An 18,184-nucleotide genomic window follows, 5' to 3' on the forward strand; every position below is an offset into this window, starting at 1 on the left:
TGTATTTTTGTGAGCTGTTTCGCGCTGTATGAGTGATATGACACTCACTTTCAACATATTATTAACATAATATTCAAATCATAGTATTCATCCCGCCGATTCTTACCTACTATCGATTAGTCCTTACACAGGGTCCGTCATTTATTTGGCGTATATAAAGGCCAGAAGAGCCTTAACAACACAGACAGGCATAAACAGGAAAATATCACATGGTAGATCAGGTCAAAGTCGCCGCCGCAGAAGAGGCGACGTCTGAACAGTCGCTACGGCGAAATCTCACGAACCGTCACATTCAGCTTATTGCCATTGGTGGAGCCATCGGCACCGGGCTGTTTATGGGCTCGGGCAAAACCATCAGTCTTGCCGGCCCGTCGATCATCTTCGTTTATATGATCATCGGTTTTATGCTCTTTTTCGTGATGCGTGCAATGGGTGAATTGCTGCTCTCGAATCTCGAATACAAATCCTTCAGCGACTTCGCGTCAGACCTGCTCGGCCCGTGGGCGGGCTATTTTACCGGCTGGACCTACTGGTTCTGCTGGGTGGTTACCGGCATGGCGGATGTTGTCGCTATTACGGCCTACGCCCAATTCTGGTTCCCCGGCCTGTCGGACTGGGTGGCTTCGCTGGCGGTGATTGTTCTGCTGCTGAGCCTGAACCTCGCCACCGTTAAAATGTTCGGTGAGATGGAGTTCTGGTTCGCGATGATCAAAATCGTCGCCATCATCGCGCTGATTGTCGTCGGGCTGGTGATGGTGCTGACGCACTTCCAGTCGCCAACCGGCGTACAGGCCTCGTTTGCCCATCTGTGGAATGACGGCGGCTGGTTCCCGAAAGGTATCAGCGGCTTCTTTGCCGGCTTCCAGATTGCGGTGTTTGCGTTTGTCGGGATTGAGCTGGTCGGTACCACGGCGGCGGAAACCAAAGATCCGGAGAAATCCCTGCCGCGCGCGATCAACTCCATTCCGCTGCGTATCATCATGTTCTACGTGTTCGCGCTGATCGTCATTATGTCCGTGACGCCATGGAGCTCGGTGGTGCCAACCAAGAGCCCGTTCGTCGAGCTGTTCGTGCTGGTGGGGCTGCCTGCTGCCGCGAGCCTGATTAACTTCGTGGTGCTGACCTCTGCGGCCTCTTCCGCGAACAGCGGCGTCTTCTCCACCAGCCGTATGCTGTTCGGCCTGGCGCAGGAGGGCGTTGCTCCGAGCGCGTTTGCCAAACTGTCTAAACGCGCGGTACCGGCGAAAGGGCTGACCTTCTCCTGCATCTGTCTGCTGGGTGGTGTGGTGATGCTCTACGTCAACCCGAGCGTAATCGGCGCGTTCACCATGATCACCACGGTGTCGGCGATCCTGTTTATGTTCGTCTGGACCATCATCCTCTGCTCGTACCTGGTGTACCGCAAGCAGCGTCCACACCTGCACGAGAAGTCGATCTACAAGATGCCGCTGGGCAAGCTGATGTGCTGGGTGTGCATGGCGTTCTTTGTCTTCGTGCTGGTGCTGCTGACGCTGGAAGAAGATACCCGACAGGCGCTGATGGTCACGCCGCTGTGGTTTATCGCGCTGGGGCTTGGCTGGCTGTTTATCGGTAAGAAACGTATGGCGGGCATGCGCTAAGCATGTTGCCGGGTGGCGCTGACGCTTACCCGGCCTACGTTCGCGGATGTTGTAGGCCCGGTAGGCGCTAGCGCCACCGGGCTTTTTTATTTACCCGATAATGCACGCGGGAACAGAACGTTATTCTCAAGACTAATGTGTTCCATCAGATCGTCGATCATCTCGTTAATGCCGTTGTACATGGCTTTCCAGGTGGTGCACGCTTCTGGCGGCGGTGTGACGTTGTTGGTGGTGTGTTTGATCACTTCCAGCAGTTCGCCGGCGTCATCATGTTCGCTTTCCATCACGCTGATGGGCCCCATAGCCTGGCTGCCCATGCCCTGTTTGATCATCGGGAAGAGGATCTGCTCCTCTTTCATCATGTGGCTGGAAAGTTCTTCGTGCAGCATGGTCAGATATTTCGCCAGGCCGCGCGGTACGGAAGGTTTATCGGCATGAACGCGTTCAACTTTGGTCGCCTGTAAAATCAGCTCCGGCAGCTGCTCGCGGTGACGATCGTGGTAACGCACAATGATGTGGTCGATGATTTCAGCCAGCGGCGCGGTGCGCCAGTCTTTGTCGACAGGCTGTTCAGCCAGCTGAGCCAGCTCCGCTTCGATAGCCTCCACATCCAGCTCTTTACGCGACGCTGCGCGCGCCAGCGTTTGCTTACCACCGCAGCAGTAATCCATATCGTATTTACGGAACAGCGCAGAAGCGCGAGGGATAGAGAGCGCCAGCTCGCCTAAGGGTTGGTCGCGGAAGGCCATAGCAGTTACCTCATCATCAGGAATATAAGATGCATTTTAAATGCATCTTTAAGTGGATACTATAACCCTTTAGAGGCAAGGGTGAAATGAGAAGGGGATCACAAAAAAAAGCGTGCTTTTAACTTGCTGATTGAATGCAGAAAAGGGCTTTCGAAAGTTTTTAAAGGTGGAGAAACAGTAAACAACCTGCCGCGCGTGCCGATAGATACAGGTCAGACAATACCTGTATATAAAAAAGGCAACGCATGTTTAAACGTATAAAAGTCATTACTCTTTTGATTTCGGTGCTGCTTGTGCTCGGCATCATGCAGCTGATCTCCGCTGGCATTTTCATTAACGCACTCAATAACGATAAAGAGAACTTCACCGTTTCTCAGCTTTCCAGCCAGAACGTCGCGGAGTTTACCGACGCCTGGATCAGCCTGAACCAGGCGCGCGTCACTCTCAACCGCGGTATGCTGCGCCTGCAAAGCAGCATGGCGTCGCAGATTAACGGCGGGCAGCTGAACGAGCTGGTCAATACCGCGAAAAACCTGCTGGCCGATGCCCAGACCCATTACGATAAATACTACGCGCTGCCGGAAACGCCGGGTATGGACGAGCACCTGGCCGATCGTCTGGAAGAGCAATACCGCGTCTACTCCGCCACGCTGACGCAAATGAACGTTCTGCTGGGGCAGGGCAATCTGGAAGATATGTTCAAACAAAATGCCGAACAGAAGCAGACCGCGATGCAAAAGGTTTATCGCGAGTGGCGTGAGGCGCAGGCCGCGCTGACCGCCAAAGGGATCCGGGACAATGAAAGCGACTACAAACGCATTCTGTGGATCCTTTCTGCGGTGATGCTGCTGGTGATCGCGGTGATTATTTCCAGCTGGATTGCGATGCGCCGCGTGCTGCTGCTGCCGCTGGAAGAGGTGATCAACCATATCCGCGCCATTGCCGCAGGGGATTTAACCCAGCCGATTCAGGCTGAGGGTAAAAATGAAATGGCGATCCTGGCGCGCAACGTTCAGGAGATGCAGACTGCGCTGGCCAACACGGTGGGCGTGGTGCGTGAAGGCGCAGATACCATCTACACCGGCGCGGGTGAAATCTCGGCGGGCAGCAACGATCTCTCCTCTCGTACCGAGCAACAGGCCGCTTCTCTGGAAGAGACGGCAGCCAGCATGGAACAGTTAACCGCCACCGTGAAGCAAAACGCCGATAACGCGCGTCAGGCGTCGCGTCTGGCGCTGGACGCCTCCTCCACCGCGAAGAAGGGCGGTAACGTGGTCGAGGGCGTTGTGCGCACCATGGACGAAATCGCCACCAGTTCCAGCAAAATCGCGCAAATTACTAACGTGATCGACGGCATTGCTTTCCAGACCAATATTCTGGCGCTGAACGCGGCGGTAGAAGCGGCGCGCGCGGGCGAGCAGGGACGTGGCTTCGCGGTTGTCGCGGGCGAGGTGCGTACCCTTGCCCAGCGCAGCGCGCAGGCGGCGAAAGAGATCAAAGCGCTGATCGATGATTCCGGCGAACGCGTCAACGCGGGTTCTCAGCTGGTAAATGAAGCGGGCGCGACGATGGCGGAGATCGTCAATGCGGTTACGCGCGTGACGGACATCATGGGTGAGATTGCGTCGGCCTCCGACGAACAGAGCCGCGGTATCGACCAGGTGGGTCAGGCGGTGGCGGAGATGGATCGCGTCACCCAGCAGAACGCCTCGCTGGTGGAAGAGTCTGCGGCGGCAGCTGCGGCGCTGGAAGATCAGGCTGCACGCCTGAACGATGCGGTGGCGGTGTTTAAGATCACCCGCAACCAGGCGGTGAAAGCCGCGCCGGTAAAGACCTATGCCCCTAAAGCGCAGCCCGTCGCGGCGGCGTCTGAAGCGAACTGGGAAACGTTCTAAAGGCTTGCCCGGTGGCGGCTACGCCTTACCGGGCCTACGAGGCGTTATTTTGTAGGCCGGGTAAGCGTCAGCGCCACCCGGCAAAAATCACCCCTCCGACGCCGGAACGACCATCGGTTTTTCCGGCTTCGCTCTCACCGCAATCACCACCCCAACGACCAGCAGCGCGATCCCGCAGGCCGTTAGCAGCGGCGGCACGCTCTGACGCATCAGGAAGGTATAGAGCAGCCCTGCCAGTGTCTCAAAGACAATCAGCGGCCCCAGTATCACCGTCGGCAGCTTCTGGCTGGCAATGTTCCAGCACAGCGCGCCCACCCACGAACAGAGCACGGCAATGGCGACCATTAACCCGACGAATATCCACGGGCGCGGTCCGAAGGGCAGGGTAAATGCCGGTTGCTGGCTACCCAGCCAGACACACGCGCCCACATAACCCAGCAACGAGACAGGGAGGGTGACCAGCGCCTGCGTCGTCGCCCACATCATCGGATGTTTATCCGGGTTTTCCCGCAGCCAGCGTGCATTGCGCAGGGCATACCATGCCCAACAGACAACCGAAATAAACGCCAGAAAGATCCCTGAGCCGTAACGCCATAAGCTGAAGTTTTCAAGGCCGTGGCGAAGCTCGGCAATATTCACGCACACCAGCCCCACGGCGATGCAGACCAGAGCGGGCGCCATTTTTGACCACGCCAGTTTGCCGTCACGCTGGCTGTAAAGCAGGTTCGCGAAAACCGGGATGACCACCGGCAGCGTGCCGATAATCATGGTCGACACCGGCGCACCGGTGCGCTGAATGGCGCTCGCCAGACAGACGTAGTAGATCAGATTACCCATCATGGTCAGCGCCAGCGCGGTGAGCCAGTCCTGGCGGCCCAGCTGACGCAGACGCGCGCGCCCCAGCCATGCCAGCGGCACGGCAATCAGCCCCAGCGCCAGGTAACGTCCGGTCGACTGCAATATTGCCGGGTACTCCGGCACAATCAGCGGGCCGACAAAAATCAGCCCCCACATCAAACCCGCAAGCAGGGCATACAACACGCCGCTAATCATTTTTCCATCCATCTTGATTCACTTTGCGATCAGTGTAGGAGGGCAAAACGCGCGCGTATTGTATGAGGTTGCGCATTAGCGCGGCATAACCTGTTTCTGGTAGCGCACGGGCGTGATGCCGTAGCGACGGGTGAAGGCGCGGGTTAAATGCGACTGATCGGTCAGCCCGGTCGCGGCGGCCACCTCGGCGGCAGGCATGCCGTGGGTGAGGAATGCTTTTGCGCGCCACAGCCGGATGGCCATCAGCATCTGGTGGGGCGTAACGTGGAAATGGGCTTTGAACTGGCGCTGAAAATGGTACGGGCTGAGCGAGACAACGTTAGCCAGCTCGTCCAGGGTCAGCGAGCGCATATAGTTGTCGTGCAGATAGTCGCGAACGCGTTCGAAGCGGTGCGCGGCCTCCTGCACCACCGGCGCATGATGGGCCAGTGGCTGAAAAGTCTGAATCAAATCCAGTAGCAGCCCCTTCTGCGCCAGCGGATCGTTGGTGTGCCACAGGCCGTAAATTAACCGGCCAATCTGCTGCGAGCGCAAAGGGTCGTGGCGCGTGACGTCATTAAACCACCAGTGACGCAGGCCGGTGACCTCTTCCAGCAGGTCGGGTTCGATGTAGACCATTCGGTAGCGCCAGCCGCCTTCGGTGGCGGATTCCCCGGTGTGGATCTCGTCCGGGTTCATGGTCACGACGGATTTTTCCGCGGCAAGATGCTGGGTACCGCGATAGCGGAAGCGTTCGGCACCGGTTTCGATGGTGCCGATACCGAAGGCTTCATGAGTGTGAGGCTCAAAGGCGTAGTCAGAGATATGGGCGTGATAAAGCTCCAGGCCCGGCAACTGCGCCAGATGGCGAAAGCGCGCGCTGTCTCTCTCATCAGTGAACTGTTCCGGTACGCCTTGCACGGTAAGCCTCCTTGTGGGTCATCGCTTCATTATCAGAGATGACCCGAGGGGATGCCACAAAAAATAACCAATTTTTAACAACTACAGGATGGCTTTGACACTTTCCGCCAGTGATGTGGTTGGGCGGCCGATCAGTTTGCTCAGGGTACGGCTGTCGTCGAATAGGCCGCCTTTGGACGCGCCGGTGTCGGAGTCCGCCAGCATCTCCGCCAGCCCGGCAGGCAGACCAACGCCTTTCAGCGCAGCGGCGAAATCGGCTTCGCTGAGGTTCTGATACGTTACCGGCTTACCGCTCTGCTTGCTCAGTTCCGCAGCCAGTTCGCTCAGCGTCCAGGCATTATCACCCGCCAGTTCATACACCTTGCCGGCATGACCCTCTTCAGAAATCACTTTCGCTGCCGCCGCCGCGTAATCCGCACGGGTCGCAGAGGCAATTTTGCCTTCGCCTGCGGCACCCATAAATACGCCGTGTTCCAGCGCTGGCGGCGCGCTTGCCAGATAGTTTTCGGTGTACCAGCCGTTGCGCAGCAGAGCGTAAGGCACGCCAGAGGCCGCCAGGGCATTTTCGGTTTCGACGTGCTCAACGTGCAGACCCAGCGGAGATTTGTCAGCATGCAGCAGGCTGGTATAGGCGATGAATTTCACCCCGGCGGCTTTGGCGGCGTTTATCACGTTCTGGTGCTGTACGGCACGCTGGCCCACTTCGCTGGAGGAGATGAGCAGCAGTTTATCCACGCCGTTCAGCGCGGTGGTAAATGCGGCTTCATCGGTGTAATCCGCCTGACGCACAACGACCCCTTGCTGACGCAACGCTTCGGCTTTCGCCGGGTTACGCACAATAGCCACGATCTGGCTGGCCGGAACGGTTTTCAGCAGTTCTTCAATAACGTGTTGGCCAAGCTGGCCGGTTGCGCCGGTAATCGCGATCATGATGAATCTCCTTCGTGTTTGTCTGGTGTTGTGGCACACTATCACCATAACTAACTTTTAGTAAGTACGTACAAAAAGGTAAGTATGAAAACAACAATACCAACGCTCAGCGAGCAAATGCGCGATGGCAACCTCTTTGCGGAACAGTGCCCGTCACGGGAGGTGCTCAAACACGTAACCAGCCGTTGGGGCGTGCTGATCCTGGTGGCGTTACGTCAGGGGACGCATCGCTTCAGCGATCTGCGCCGCAAGATGGGCGGCGTCAGCGAGAAGATGCTGGCTCAGTCTTTACAGGCGCTGGAGCATGACGGGTTTGTCGATCGCGTGTCGTATCCGGTCGTGCCGCCGCATGTGGAGTATAGCCTGACGCCGATGGGGCAGGAGGTAAGCGAGAAGGTGGCCGCGCTGGCCGACTGGATTGAGGTCAATACGCCGCAGGTGATGGCGAATAGGGACGAGCGTGCGGCGTGAAATGCCGGGTGGCGCTTGCGCTTACCCGGCCTACGGGATCGAGGATTGCGGGTAGGCCGGGTAAGGCGAAGCCGCCACCCGGCACAATCATCGCTACCTGCTCAAATCCACCTGATAAATCGCGAACCCAATATCATCCGTCGCGACCTTTTGCATCGGATACTGCGCCTTATCCTTGATAAACGCGGCTGCTTTATCGGACGGAGATGTCTCAAAGCGAATATCCAGCTTAGTGTCGCTGTGGATCGGCGCAAGTCGCCAGTTGTTATCCACCGCCGGATGAATTTCACCCGTCTTTTTCGACTCCGCGCTGATCCACGCCGCCAGCACCGAACGGTTCTCATCCGGCGAGGCAAAGGCGATGTGGCTGTCACCCGTACCGGCAAACTTACCGCCATAGGCGCGGTAGTTGTTGGTCACCACCAGGAAAGTGGCATTCGGATCAATCGCTTTGCCGTTGAAGGTCAGGTTTTTGATGCGTTCTGCCTGCGGATTAATGGCCTGACATTCGCCGTCATATTTCGCGGGCTGGGTAACGTCAATCTGATATTCCACGCCGTCGATCACGTCGAAGTTGTAGGTGCGGAAACCGTCCCAGTTAATCAGCGACTGCGGTTTGCTGCTGTGCGGAACGATCTGGTTGAACTGCCCGGCAGAGCACTCCAGCCACTCCTTCACCTCTTTCCCGGTGGCTTTCACCACCACGAGGGTGTTGGGATAGAGGTAGAGATCGGCGGCATTACGGAAGGTCAGCTGGCCTTTTTCCACCTCAACGTAGCTGGCCGGATCGTTCTTCCGCCCGCCCACTTTGAATGGCGCCGCGGCAGACAGTACCGGCAGATTTGCCAGATCCGGATCGCCCTGAATATAGTGCTCCGCATAGGCTTTCTGCGCCATGTTGACGACCTGCACGGTCGGGTCATCCTGTACCAGCGCGAGGAAGCTGTACATGTTATCAGCCGATTTACCGATCGGCTTGCTGACAAATTCACGCGTCGCGTCGTGGTCATGCTTCAGGATGTCGACCAGCTTTTTATCTTCCCCTGCCAGAGATTTTTTGGCCGCTGCGTCGTAGATCGGACGCGCTTCCGCTTTCGACTGCGTGACTTTCCAGCTTCCGCTGTCGTTATTCAGCACCAGATCCACCACGCCAAGGTGGTCGCCCCACATGCCCGGCATTACCGATGGCACACCGTTGAGCGTCCCTTTTTCGATGTCCGCGCCTTTGATATCAGCGAAATCTTTACCCGGGAAGACGGCGTGGGCGTGACCGAACAGGATCGCATCCACGCCCGGCACCTGGCTGAGATAGTACACGGAGTTCTCAGCCATCACCTGATACGGGTCGGCCGAGAGGCCAGAGTGCGCCACGACGACGACCACATCCGCCCCTTTCGCACGCATCTCCGGCACGTATTTGCGCGCGGTTTCGGTAATGTCGTTGACGGTCACTTTCCCGTCGAGGTTGGCTTTATCCCACGTCATGATCTGCGGCGGCACAAAACCGATATAGCCGATTTTCAGCGTCTGTTTTTTACCGTCCTGGTCGACAACCTCGGTCTCTTTAATCAGATAAGGGGTGAAGAGCGGCTTCTTCGTCTTAACGTCGATGATATTGGCGTTAACGTACGGGAATTTTGCACCTGCCAGCGCGTCGTGCAGGTATTTCAGGCCGTAGTTAAATTCGTGGTTGCCCAGGTTGCCGACGGTATAGTCCAGCGTATTCATTGCCTTATAAACAGGATGGATCTCGCCTTTTTTCAGCCCCTTCGCCGCCATGTAGTCTCCGAGCGGGCTGCCCTGAATTAAGTCCCCGTTATCGACCAGCACGCTGTTTTTCACTTCACCGCGGGCGGCGTTGATCAAACTTGCCGTGCGTACCAGTCCGAATTTTTCCGTAGGGGTATCTTTGTAGTAATCGAAGTCCATCATATTGCTGTGCAGATCGGTGGTTTCCAGAATACGGAGATCCACCGTCGCTGCCTGAACGCTTGCCGCAATCAGCGTTGCCAGGAGCGTTGCGCTAAACTTAATCATCTGAGGAGTCCTTTTTTCGATCCAAGCCACAAAAGAATATGTATGTAGTATTTGTTGCTTACAGAAGTGTGAATGCTGCCAGAAAAAAGGGCGCTGAAACCAGAATTGCTTCACAGATAGCGGAATTGTTCACATTACGATATAACTAAAACAATAAGTTATGCCCACTGCGTTAACGAAGAGGTGGAGAATGTTAGATAAAATTTGTCAGCTCGCACGGGATGCGGGTGATGCCATTATGCAGGTGTACGACGGTGCGAAACCGATGGATGTTGTCAGCAAAGCGGATGACTCCCCGGTGACGGCGGCGGATATCGCGGCGCATGCGGTGATCCTGAAAGGTTTGCAGGCCCTGACGCCGGATATTCCGGTCCTTTCTGAAGAAGCGCCCCAGAGCTGGGATGAACGTCAGCACTGGCAGCGTTACTGGCTTGTCGACCCGCTGGATGGCACGAAAGAGTTTATCAAGCGTAACGGTGAATTCACCGTCAACATCGCCCTGATTGAAAAAGGAAAAGCGGTGCTTGGCGTGGTTTACGCCCCGGTGATGAAAGTAATGTACAGCGCGGCGGAAGGTAAAGCCTGGAAGGAAGAGTGCGGCGTGCGTAAGCAGATCCAGGTGCGTGATGCCCGTCCTCCGCTGGTGGTGATCAGCCGCTCGCACAGTGACAGCGAGCTGGAGGAGTATCTGCAACAGCTGGGTGAACACCAGACGACGTCGATTGGCTCGTCGCTGAAGTTCTGTCTGGTGGCGGAAGGGCAGGCGCAGCTGTACCCCCGTTTCGGGCCGACGAACGTCTGGGATACGGCGGCAGGGCATGCGGTGGCGGCGGCCGCTGGCGCGCATGTGCATGACTGGCAGGGTAAGCCACTGGACTACACCCCGCGCGAGTCATTCCTGAATCCGGGCTTCCGGGTATCACTTTACTGAGTCAGTAGCTTATGCAGCAGGGCAACCACCTGCTGCACCTCATCCTGCGTCAGCGCGCCGTCTTTAACCCACTGTACGCGACCGTTTTTGTCCAGCACGACAATCGCTGAACTCTCTTCTTCCAGCTGCCACGCCTTACGCGTCACGCCGTTGCTGTCGACAATAAACTGCGACCAGGGATAGAGCTTCTTATTGCTCTCGAGGCTTGAGCGCACAAACATCCCGGAGCCGGGAATCGCGTCGTCGGTGTTCACGATGGTGGTGGTCTGGTAGCGATCGTGCGGGAGTTTTGCGGCTTTGATCGCTTCCACGAGGGTGGCATTTTTCTCTTTAGCGGATGTACGTCCGGCAATATGTTGTACAACTCTCACTTTGCCCGCAAGCTGCGCGCTATTCCAGGCTTTATAGCTAAACTTATCATTGTCGAGAATCAATTCTCCCCGGTCAGCAATCCCGACCGGCGGGACACGTTGTCCTTTTTCAATGTTGTGTGCGGAAGCCATCAGCGGCAGCAACAGGCAAGCTGCTGCCAGGAGGTTACGTAGGGTCATGGTGTTTCCTTATTGTTAGCAGGTGATCCGACCACTTGGTCATGCGCTTTTAATCATAAGTGCGATCAATAGGCTTTTCCCGCAATCCCGATGCCAGTTTGCGGGCGAACGCACATATCCATGCAAAAACGACGGCATATACTGCGCTGTATCACGCTTTGCAAAGATTATTCTGAATAATTGTAATCAAACGGTAAATAAACTTATGCACACTGGGTAAGTACGAGGTTCTGGTCTATAGTCATTGGGCATCAAAATTTGCGCTCAGGACAGTCGGGCCGATTGTGGCACCGCAAGAGCGTATGATTCGCAGGAGATACAAGAATGAAAATTTTCCAACGCTACAACCCGCTTCAGGTGGCGAAGTACGTGAAGATCCTGTTCCGTGGACGGTTGTACATCAAGGATGTTGGCGCTTTTGAGTTCGATAAGGGCAAAATCCTTATCCCAAAAGTGAAGGACAAACAGCACTTGTCTGTGATGTCCGAAGTCAACCGTCAGGTTATGCGTCTGCAAACTGAGATGGCTTAACCAACGTGCTATGCAGTAGTAGTTAAAAAGACGGCTCCCGATGGGAGCCGTTGATGTTTGTGGGGCACACAAAGGATTACGCCGACACCTTCTCTTCCGCATCCGGCAGTTTCGGCACCAGCACGGTCGGTTTGCTATCAATACGCGTTACCAGCAGCTGGTCGATGCGGTAGTTATCAATATCCACCACTTCAAACTTGAAGCCGGAGAACTTCACCGAGTCGGTACGTTTCGGGATTTTACGCAGCATAAACATCATAAAGCCGCCGATGGTCTCGTAGTTGCCGGACTGCGGGAACTCGTCAATGTCGAGTACGCGCATGACGTCTTCAATCGGCGTACCGCCATCGATGAGCCATGAATTTTCGTCACGCTGAACAATCTGCTCTTCCAGCCCCTGGCCGACCAGGTCGCCCATCAGGGTCGTCATAACGTCGTTGAGGGTGATAATGCCCACCACCAGCGCGTATTCGTTCATGATCACCGCGAAGTCTTCCCCGGCGGTTTTGAAACTTTCCAGCGCTTCGGAGAGCGTCAGGGTGTCCGGCACTATCAGGGTGTTGCGGATCTGCACGCCGCTGTTCAGCGCCAGGCTCTGGTTTGCCAGCACGCGGTTCAGCAGGTCTTTGGAGTCCACATAGCCGATGATATGGTCGATATCTTCGTTACAGACCAGGAACTTGGAGTGCGGGTGCTGCGCCACTTTGGTCTTCAGGCTCTGCTCGTCTTCATGCAGATCGAACCAGATGATGTTTTCACGGCCGGTCATGGAGGACGGCACGGTACGGGATTCCAGTTCGAAAACGTTCTCAATCAGCTCGTGCTCCTGCTTACGCAGCACGCCTGCCAGCGCCCCGGCTTCCACCACCGCATAAATATCGTCGGAGGTGATGTCGTCTTTACGCACCATCGGCAGCTTGAAGATGCGGAAAATGACGTTCGCCAGGCCGTTAAAGAACCACACCAGCGGACGGAAGACATACAGGCAGAAGCGCATCGGGTTGATGATACGCAAAGCCACAGCTTCTGGCGCAATCATACCGATGCGTTTCGGGGTCAGGTCCGCGAATAAAATGAACAAGCCGGTGACCAGGGAGAAGGAGAGGATGAAGCTCAACTGCTCGGCCAGCTCTACGGACATGTACTTAACAAAGAGGCTATAAAACGCCGGAGAAAACGCTGCATCGCCCACGATACCGCCAAGGATGGCGACCGCGTTCAGGCCAATCTGCACCACGGTAAAGAACATGCCGGGGTTTTCCTGCATTTTCAGAATGCGTGATGCGTTGATGTTGCCCTCGTCGGCAAGCAGCTTCAGTTTGATTTTACGGGAGGCAGCCAGCGAGATCTCCGATATCGAGAAAAATGCACTGACGGCAATAAGACAAAGTATTACTAAAATACTGTTTAACATAGTTTATCCGGCTTCTCGCCAGATCCTCAGAAGGGGAGTTGATACCATTCGTGTGAAGACACATTGAACTCAGCTCGTAGCGTTGAGCCGATTATTTCAGCGGTAGTATAGCGTAAAGACGTGTAAACCTGCCAGAGGTCACGTTTTCGGCAAAAAAAGCCGGACCGGCATGGGGCCGATCCGGCGAGAAGGGCTATTTCACGGTGGATAAGTTTTCGCCCACAGCCAGGCGTGTGGCATCGCCGCCCCAGACCTGATCGTACTCATAGCCTGTCAGCTGTTTGATGACCACGCGGGTGCTGGCGTCGCAGTCGCGATAGTCGCCACCGAGCTTCCGACGCGCGATCTCCTTGAGCAGCACCTTATGCGTCTCGCGGGTCAGCTTAAATTTGTAGGTCGCGAAGAAGCTCACTGCCAGCAGCGCGGCGGTGGCAAAAATCATCAGGCCAATTATTGCTCCCAGCGCGCTTTCAGGCTGTGCGCCACTGCCTTTCACAAAACCGGACTCCTGCAACACCAGGCCGATAATCATAATCGCAATGGCGACGGTGCTTTTGCGGGTCAACACCATTACGCCAGCGAAAATGCCTTCCCGGCGTTGCTGCGTGACGATCTCGTCGATATCCGGAATAAAGCTATAAATATTCCACGGAATGTAATAGAGGCCGGAACGGGCTGCACCCAGCAGGATGAAGACGGCGGAGAACAGCAGCGTTGGCACCTCTGTTTTGGTGAGATAAACCGTAAACAGGAATGCCAGCACTAGGAAAATGCAGCTATACGAAAGGCGCAGTGCGGCGGAAGGGGTCATGTTCAGCCTGTTGAGTAACAGCATAAATCCGTACGTGCCCGGCACGGAGGCAAACGCCGCAATACTTAGCCAGCCGGACACTGCTGCCGCATCCTGACTCAGGCAATACACCACGTAATAGGTAAAGACTGAACCAAATACGTCCATCGCGGTGAAGGAGAAAATATAAATAAGAATATGCAGGCGGAAAGCGCGAATACGAAAAGAAGAGAAGAGATCCAGCACCAGATATTTGAGGTGATTAATTACTCCGCTGCTGCGCTGGGTATCAACTTTGAAGTCATACTCCTGATGCACATCTTTTGCTTCCCAGGTGCTGTACCAGGTAATAAATACCGCGATGCAAAAGACGCAGGAAAATATCAGTCCGGTTAGCGTGTAGGTAAAGGAATTATCTTTGCCGGTAAATTGCATAATCACGCCCGGAACCGACACCGCAAGAAAACCGCCCAATTGCGAGCAGATCATCCGTACGCCCGACAGGCGGCTGCGCTCTTCATAGCGGTTGGTCATCTCCGCGGCGAGGGTTTCCCACGGCACCAGCACCATCGCTGAAAGCAGTTCGATGGAAAGATAGGTGCCCAGGTAATACCAGTAACCCATGTCCGTCAGCCACAGCAGAGCATAGAGGAACATTAAGGGAGAGCTGAGTAATAAGAAGAAACGGCGACGGCCAAATTTACGCCCAAGCCAGGTGTCGCCGAAATTGTCGGTGATGTAACCCATTATCGGGCTTAATACCGCGTCAATGACGCGGGCAATAGCAAATATAGAGCCGGCTTCCACGACGGATAATCCGCAATAGGTGGTGTAAAAAAATAACAGCCAGGTGCCGATAATGGCGAAAGCGCCTCCGCCAAAGAGGTCGGTTATGCCGTAGCCAAGCGCCACGCCATAACCCACTCTGCGTTCAGTTGGTTTAACCATAATAATATCCAGTGTAGGGTAGATGTAGAGGTTGTATTTTTATTGCACTGCTGGACTACACGTGACGTTCTAATTATTAATATCTATCCATTGTCTTAACTGAGATGACCGATAAAAAGCCTCCACAATCTTGAGTGATTTTCCGGCGGTACAAATATCGGTAAAATCCGTACTCTCCGGGTGATGAATAGCGTGATAAAAACGGCGGATCGCCTGCTGGTGTCCTAATCCCCAGTAACTTTTTGCGGTGCCATCGGGAGAGGCATCGCTTTCCAGGCGAAATCGTTCGCCGGGCGTTATGCGCCAGAGCGTGTTGTCGTTGAGCAGCAGTGAGCCGCGCTCACAGTGGATCTCCAGACAGAGGGGGGAATCCGTGGTGTGGCAGTTGCTGGCATAAAACAGACCGCGCGCACCGTTGGTAAAGTGAAGCGTGGCCATCGCGCTGTCTTCCCCTTGCGTGACGTCAGCCAGTTCCCCGCTGTCGACTACCCCCTTCAGCCGCGTGACGCCACCCGCAAACCACTGCATCAGATCGAGGGTATGGATCGCCTGGTTGATTAGCAGGCTTCCACCTTCCGTTGCCAGCTGCCCGCGCCACGGGCTTTCCGTGTAATACGCCCCCGAGCGGGACCAGGTCAGCACAGCTTTGATACTTAACATCTTTCCCAGTACGCCTTCCGCCAGCTCCTTGCGAATGCGCAGGCTGGTCGGATTGAGCCGGTTCTGGTAGCAGACGCCGAGCCTGCCGGGTGCCTGAGCGGCGGCAGAGGCAATGTCGGCAAGCTCGCTGCTGTTCATGCCCACCGGTTTTTCGCAAAAGACATGTTTCCCGGCGGCCAGCGCCGCCAGAATCATGTTTTTGTGCTCGAAGTGGGGCGTGCAGATATGCACCACGTCGATGCTGTCATCCAGCAGCATTTCCCGGTAATCCTGATAAAAGCGGCACTGATAGTTCATCGCCAGCTTCAGTCCTTTGACGCTGTCGATATCGACCAGCGCGCGCAGCGCGACATTGGGGATTTGCCTCAGGGCATTCACATGGCAACTGTGAATAGCCCCGGCACCGATAATCGCCGTGTTCAGGATGTTCATGTCGTCCCCTTAGTCAGCTGCGTTTGCGAGCATTTGTGCTTTCACGCACAGTTCGGCAGCTTTGAAAGCATGCGCCTGAGTCATGGCATTTTCGGTGCGGTGCAGGCAGTCGAGGATCAGTTCGCCAAAGTACGGGAACCCAACCTGCCCGGCCACAGGATAGCGGAACTCGCCCTCGTTATTGACGAGGTAGACGACATCCTGCTCACCCCGGGTGAGATCGACATATTTACGGATCTCGATATACCCGTCGGTACCGAGCAGCGTCAGGCGACCATCGCCCCAGGTGGAGAGCCCGTCAGGAGTGAACCAGTCACAACGGAAATAGCCGCTGGCGCCGTTTTCTCCTTTGAGCATGGCGTCGCCAAAATCTTCGAATGCGGGATACTGCGGGTGGTTAACGTTGCGCACCTGGCTGGCGACCACGGTGGCGTCGCGGTTGCCGGTATAAAACAGGAACTGCTCGATCTGGTGGCTGCCGATGTCGCAAAGGATGCCGCCGAAATAGCGACGATCGTAGAACCAGTCCGGGCGGCCAGTCCCTTCCCGGTGCGGCCCCATGCCCAGGGTTTGCACCACGCGACCAATGGCGCCTTGCTGTACCAGCTGCCCGGCAAAGACCGCGCTTTCCACGTGCAGACGCTCGCTGTAGTAGACCGCGTATTTTTTCCCGGTTTTCTCCACCATCGCTTTGGCGTCTGCCAGCTGTTCAAGGGTGGTGAGCGGCGCTTTGTCCGTGAAGTAGTCTTTGCCAGCCGTCATCGCCTTCAGCCCCAGCGCACAGCGTTCGGAGGGGATGGCCGCCCCGGCCACCAGGCGCACGTCGTCATCGGCGAGAATAACGTCCAGGGAATCAGCCACCTTCACCTGCGGGTACTGCTGAACAAACGTGTCCACTTTCGCCGGATCGGGATCGTAAACCCACTTCAGCGTGGCACCTGCTTCAATCAGGCCATTACACATTCCGTAGATATGGCCGTGGTCGAGCGCGGCGGCGGCAAATACAAATTCACCCGCCTGCACCACCGGCTGCGGTTTGCCCACCGGCGCGTAGTTCATTCCGTCATTCTTGTTCATGGTTACAGTCCTCGATCCAGATCTTTACCCAGAGGGATAGCGCCCACTTCGCTGAAGTTGGCGACGCTTGCGGATTTTTCATAAAAACGGGGGGCGAGGGCGTTCGTCCCGCCGGTACGGTAAAACGGATCATCGCGGCCAACAGGCAGGGAAACGACACTGCGGGTAATGGCTGATTTATACATCGCAGTAATCAGCTCCAGCGAGCGCTTACCCTGCACGCCGTCCACCAGCGGGGCCGTACCGCGCTCAATGCTCTGAAGCAGGTCGTTAATCTGCCCGGTGTGCAGAGTCCATTCGAGCCTGGGCGTCGCCTGGAAAACGGCATCAAGCAGGGCTTCTCGCTCAATATCGTTGGTCTCCTGCGGGAAGCCGTTGTCAGCACTCACGCTGGCATAAGCCTGCCATGGGGCGGAGATGCGCGCTTTATCACCCTGGATAATGATCTTCTGATCTTCCCCGTGGTGTACTACCGAGGCGGTAAGCTGGGTGAGTGCGCCGCTGGGGTATTTGAATATCGCGGCGCTAAGGTCTTCCACTTCGGCGTTGTCATGGGCCACGTTAGTCATCATCGCCACCACCTCAGACGGGAAGCCGAGCATCCACTGAATGGCGTCAATATGGTGCACCGCGTGGTTCAGCGTGCAGCCGCCCCCTTCCTTTTCCCACGTGCCGCGCCACCACAGGTCGTAGTAGCAATGTCCGCGCCACCAGAAGGAATCCACCTGCGCATGGCATATTTTTCCGGCGAGGCCGGAATCCAGCGCCGCTTTTAAGCGCCAGAAGGCATCGGTAAAGCGATTCTGGGCAATAATGGAGAGCGTTTTTCCGCTGGCCTGCTGGGCGGCGATCATCGCATCACACTCCTCCAGCGAGGCGGCCATCGGTTTTTCACACAGCACATGGCAGCCGGCATGAAGCGCATCAATGCTGATCTCCGCATGGACATAGGGAGGGGTGCAGACGTCAACGATATCGATGGGAAGCGCATCCTCCAGCAACTGCCGGTGGCTGGCGTACACGCGGGCGTCCGTCAGGCCGTAACGCGCTTTTTTCTCTTCCGCTTTCTCCGGATAGATATCAACCAGCGCAACGATCCGGCAGCGCTGTCCAAACTGCAAATAACCCTGAATATGGTTATGGGAGATATTTCCTGTTCCCACAATGGCGACATTTAACATCGATTTTCTCCGGTG

Annotated in this window: 16 protein-coding genes; 5 read left to right on the plus strand and 11 right to left on the minus strand. The window is 56.0% G+C overall.

The genetic code is table 11. The features are described from left to right. Positions 1-209 precede the first annotated feature (209 nt). Complete coding sequence (cycA, locus tag L463_RS16160) at positions 210-1,619, plus strand: D-serine/D-alanine/glycine transporter (protein WP_015572483.1); 1,410 nt, start codon at positions 210-212, stop codon at positions 1,617-1,619. A gap of 86 nt (positions 1,620-1,705) precedes the next feature. Here cycA and ytfE read toward each other — a convergent pair whose 3' ends face one another. Continuing rightward, positions 1,706-2,368 carry an iron-sulfur cluster repair protein YtfE gene (ytfE, locus tag L463_RS16155; protein WP_015572484.1) on the minus strand — a complete coding sequence of 221 codons (663 nt, stop codon included), beginning with the start codon at positions 2,366-2,368 and terminating at the stop codon, positions 1,706-1,708. A 245-nt stretch (positions 2,369-2,613) separates the two neighbouring features. Here ytfE and L463_RS16150 point away from each other — a divergent pair, with 245 nt between their 5' ends. After that, the gene (locus L463_RS16150) at positions 2,614-4,263 is read left to right on the plus strand and encodes a methyl-accepting chemotaxis protein (protein WP_032103134.1); all 1,650 of its coding nucleotides are present in this window, start codon (positions 2,614-2,616) and stop codon (positions 4,261-4,263) included. Positions 4,264-4,350: 87 nt separating this feature from the next. Here the strand turns inward: L463_RS16150 and L463_RS16145 are convergent, their stop codons facing one another. The 3 genes from L463_RS16145 to L463_RS16135 form a co-directional block, all read right to left on the minus strand. Next, the gene (locus L463_RS16145) at positions 4,351-5,316 is read right to left on the minus strand and encodes a DMT family transporter (protein WP_032673103.1); all 966 of its coding nucleotides are present in this window, start codon (positions 5,314-5,316) and stop codon (positions 4,351-4,353) included. 75 nt (positions 5,317-5,391) lie between these two features. Continuing rightward, a complete protein-coding gene (locus L463_RS16140; protein ID WP_017694662.1) occupies positions 5,392-6,216 on the minus strand; it encodes an AraC family transcriptional regulator in 825 nt (274 codons plus the stop codon). An 81-nt stretch (positions 6,217-6,297) separates the two neighbouring features. Further along, complete coding sequence (locus L463_RS16135) at positions 6,298-7,146, minus strand: SDR family oxidoreductase (protein ID WP_017383937.1); 849 nt, start codon at positions 7,144-7,146, stop codon at positions 6,298-6,300. Positions 7,147-7,230: 84 nt separating this feature from the next. Here L463_RS16135 and L463_RS16130 point away from each other — a divergent pair, with 84 nt between their 5' ends. Next, the gene (locus L463_RS16130) at positions 7,231-7,617 is read left to right on the plus strand and encodes a winged helix-turn-helix transcriptional regulator (RefSeq protein ID WP_023302966.1); all 387 of its coding nucleotides are present in this window, start codon (positions 7,231-7,233) and stop codon (positions 7,615-7,617) included. Between the two features lie 93 nt (positions 7,618-7,710). Here the strand turns inward: L463_RS16130 and L463_RS16125 are convergent, their stop codons facing one another. After that, positions 7,711-9,654, minus strand: a complete 1,944-nt coding sequence (locus tag L463_RS16125; protein WP_032103137.1) for a bifunctional 2',3'-cyclic-nucleotide 2'-phosphodiesterase/3'-nucleotidase — start codon at positions 9,652-9,654, stop codon at positions 7,711-7,713. A gap of 190 nt (positions 9,655-9,844) precedes the next feature. Between L463_RS16125 and cysQ the strand changes: the two genes are divergently transcribed. Continuing rightward, positions 9,845-10,585, plus strand: a complete 741-nt coding sequence (gene cysQ, locus L463_RS16120) for a 3'(2'),5'-bisphosphate nucleotidase CysQ (RefSeq protein WP_015572488.1) — start codon at positions 9,845-9,847, stop codon at positions 10,583-10,585. On the opposite strand, the gene L463_RS16115 is transcribed toward cysQ, so the two are convergent. Then, entirely contained in the window at positions 10,579-11,136 is a 558-nt protein-coding gene (locus tag L463_RS16115) for a YtfJ family protein (RefSeq protein ID WP_017383934.1), read from the minus strand. The two genes, cysQ and L463_RS16115, sit on opposite strands and share 7 nt — an antisense overlap. A gap of 324 nt (positions 11,137-11,460) precedes the next feature. On the opposite strand from L463_RS16115, the gene L463_RS16110 reads away from it, so the two are divergent. Then, positions 11,461-11,667, plus strand: coding sequence for a DUF1107 domain-containing protein (locus L463_RS16110; RefSeq protein ID WP_003856054.1), 207 nt, complete (start codon positions 11,461-11,463; stop codon positions 11,665-11,667). A gap of 76 nt (positions 11,668-11,743) precedes the next feature. Here L463_RS16110 and L463_RS16105 read toward each other — a convergent pair whose 3' ends face one another. The 5 genes from L463_RS16105 to L463_RS16085 all read right to left on the minus strand — a co-directional run bounded on the left by L463_RS16105 (position 11,744) and on the right by L463_RS16085 (position 18,169). Continuing rightward, positions 11,744-13,081 (minus strand): polyamine export protein PaeA, encoded by a 1,338-nt coding sequence (locus L463_RS16105; protein ID WP_006810357.1) that lies wholly within the window; start codon positions 13,079-13,081, stop codon positions 11,744-11,746. A gap of 193 nt (positions 13,082-13,274) precedes the next feature. Beyond that, entirely contained in the window at positions 13,275-14,819 is a 1,545-nt protein-coding gene (locus L463_RS16100) for an MFS transporter (RefSeq protein ID WP_017383932.1), read from the minus strand. A gap of 69 nt (positions 14,820-14,888) precedes the next feature. Next, positions 14,889-15,911 carry a Gfo/Idh/MocA family protein gene (locus tag L463_RS16095; RefSeq protein ID WP_032103138.1) on the minus strand — a complete coding sequence of 341 codons (1,023 nt, stop codon included), beginning with the start codon at positions 15,909-15,911 and terminating at the stop codon, positions 14,889-14,891. 9 nt (positions 15,912-15,920) lie between these two features. Beyond that, a complete protein-coding gene (locus L463_RS16090; protein ID WP_032103139.1) occupies positions 15,921-16,988 on the minus strand; it encodes a Gfo/Idh/MocA family protein in 1,068 nt (355 codons plus the stop codon). Positions 16,989-16,990: 2 nt separating this feature from the next. Then, the gene (locus tag L463_RS16085; RefSeq protein ID WP_017383929.1) at positions 16,991-18,169 is read right to left on the minus strand and encodes a Gfo/Idh/MocA family protein; all 1,179 of its coding nucleotides are present in this window, start codon (positions 18,167-18,169) and stop codon (positions 16,991-16,993) included. Positions 18,170-18,184 lie beyond the last annotated feature (15 nt).

It is taken from the genome of Enterobacter sp. BIDMC 27, from assembly GCF_000534415.1.
In the GTDB taxonomy this organism is placed as follows: Bacteria; Pseudomonadota; Gammaproteobacteria; order Enterobacterales; family Enterobacteriaceae; genus Enterobacter; species Enterobacter hormaechei_C.

Coding starts and splice junctions, on each gene's coding strand:
- cycA (WP_015572483.1), top strand. CDS start 210: ATGGTAGATCAGGTCAAAGTCGCCGCCGCAGAAGAGGCGACGTCTGAA.
- ytfE (WP_015572484.1), bottom strand. CDS start 2,368: ATGGCCTTCCGCGACCAACCCTTAGGCGAGCTGGCGCTCTCTATCCCT.
- L463_RS16150 (WP_032103134.1), top strand. CDS start 2,614: ATGTTTAAACGTATAAAAGTCATTACTCTTTTGATTTCGGTGCTGCTT.
- L463_RS16145 (WP_032673103.1), bottom strand. CDS start 5,316: ATGATTAGCGGCGTGTTGTATGCCCTGCTTGCGGGTTTGATGTGGGGG.
- L463_RS16135 (WP_017383937.1), bottom strand. CDS start 7,146: ATGATCGCGATTACCGGCGCAACCGGCCAGCTTGGCCAACACGTTATT.
- L463_RS16130 (WP_023302966.1), top strand. CDS start 7,231: ATGAAAACAACAATACCAACGCTCAGCGAGCAAATGCGCGATGGCAAC.
- L463_RS16125 (WP_032103137.1), bottom strand. CDS start 9,654: ATGATTAAGTTTAGCGCAACGCTCCTGGCAACGCTGATTGCGGCAAGC.
- cysQ (WP_015572488.1), top strand. CDS start 9,845: ATGTTAGATAAAATTTGTCAGCTCGCACGGGATGCGGGTGATGCCATT.
- L463_RS16115 (WP_017383934.1), bottom strand. CDS start 11,136: ATGACCCTACGTAACCTCCTGGCAGCAGCTTGCCTGTTGCTGCCGCTG.
- L463_RS16110 (WP_003856054.1), top strand. CDS start 11,461: ATGAAAATTTTCCAACGCTACAACCCGCTTCAGGTGGCGAAGTACGTG.
- L463_RS16105 (WP_006810357.1), bottom strand. CDS start 13,081: ATGTTAAACAGTATTTTAGTAATACTTTGTCTTATTGCCGTCAGTGCA.
- L463_RS16100 (WP_017383932.1), bottom strand. CDS start 14,819: ATGGTTAAACCAACTGAACGCAGAGTGGGTTATGGCGTGGCGCTTGGC.
- L463_RS16095 (WP_032103138.1), bottom strand. CDS start 15,911: ATGAACATCCTGAACACGGCGATTATCGGTGCCGGGGCTATTCACAGT.
- L463_RS16090 (WP_032103139.1), bottom strand. CDS start 16,988: ATGAACAAGAATGACGGAATGAACTACGCGCCGGTGGGCAAACCGCAG.
- L463_RS16085 (WP_017383929.1), bottom strand. CDS start 18,169: ATGTTAAATGTCGCCATTGTGGGAACAGGAAATATCTCCCATAACCAT.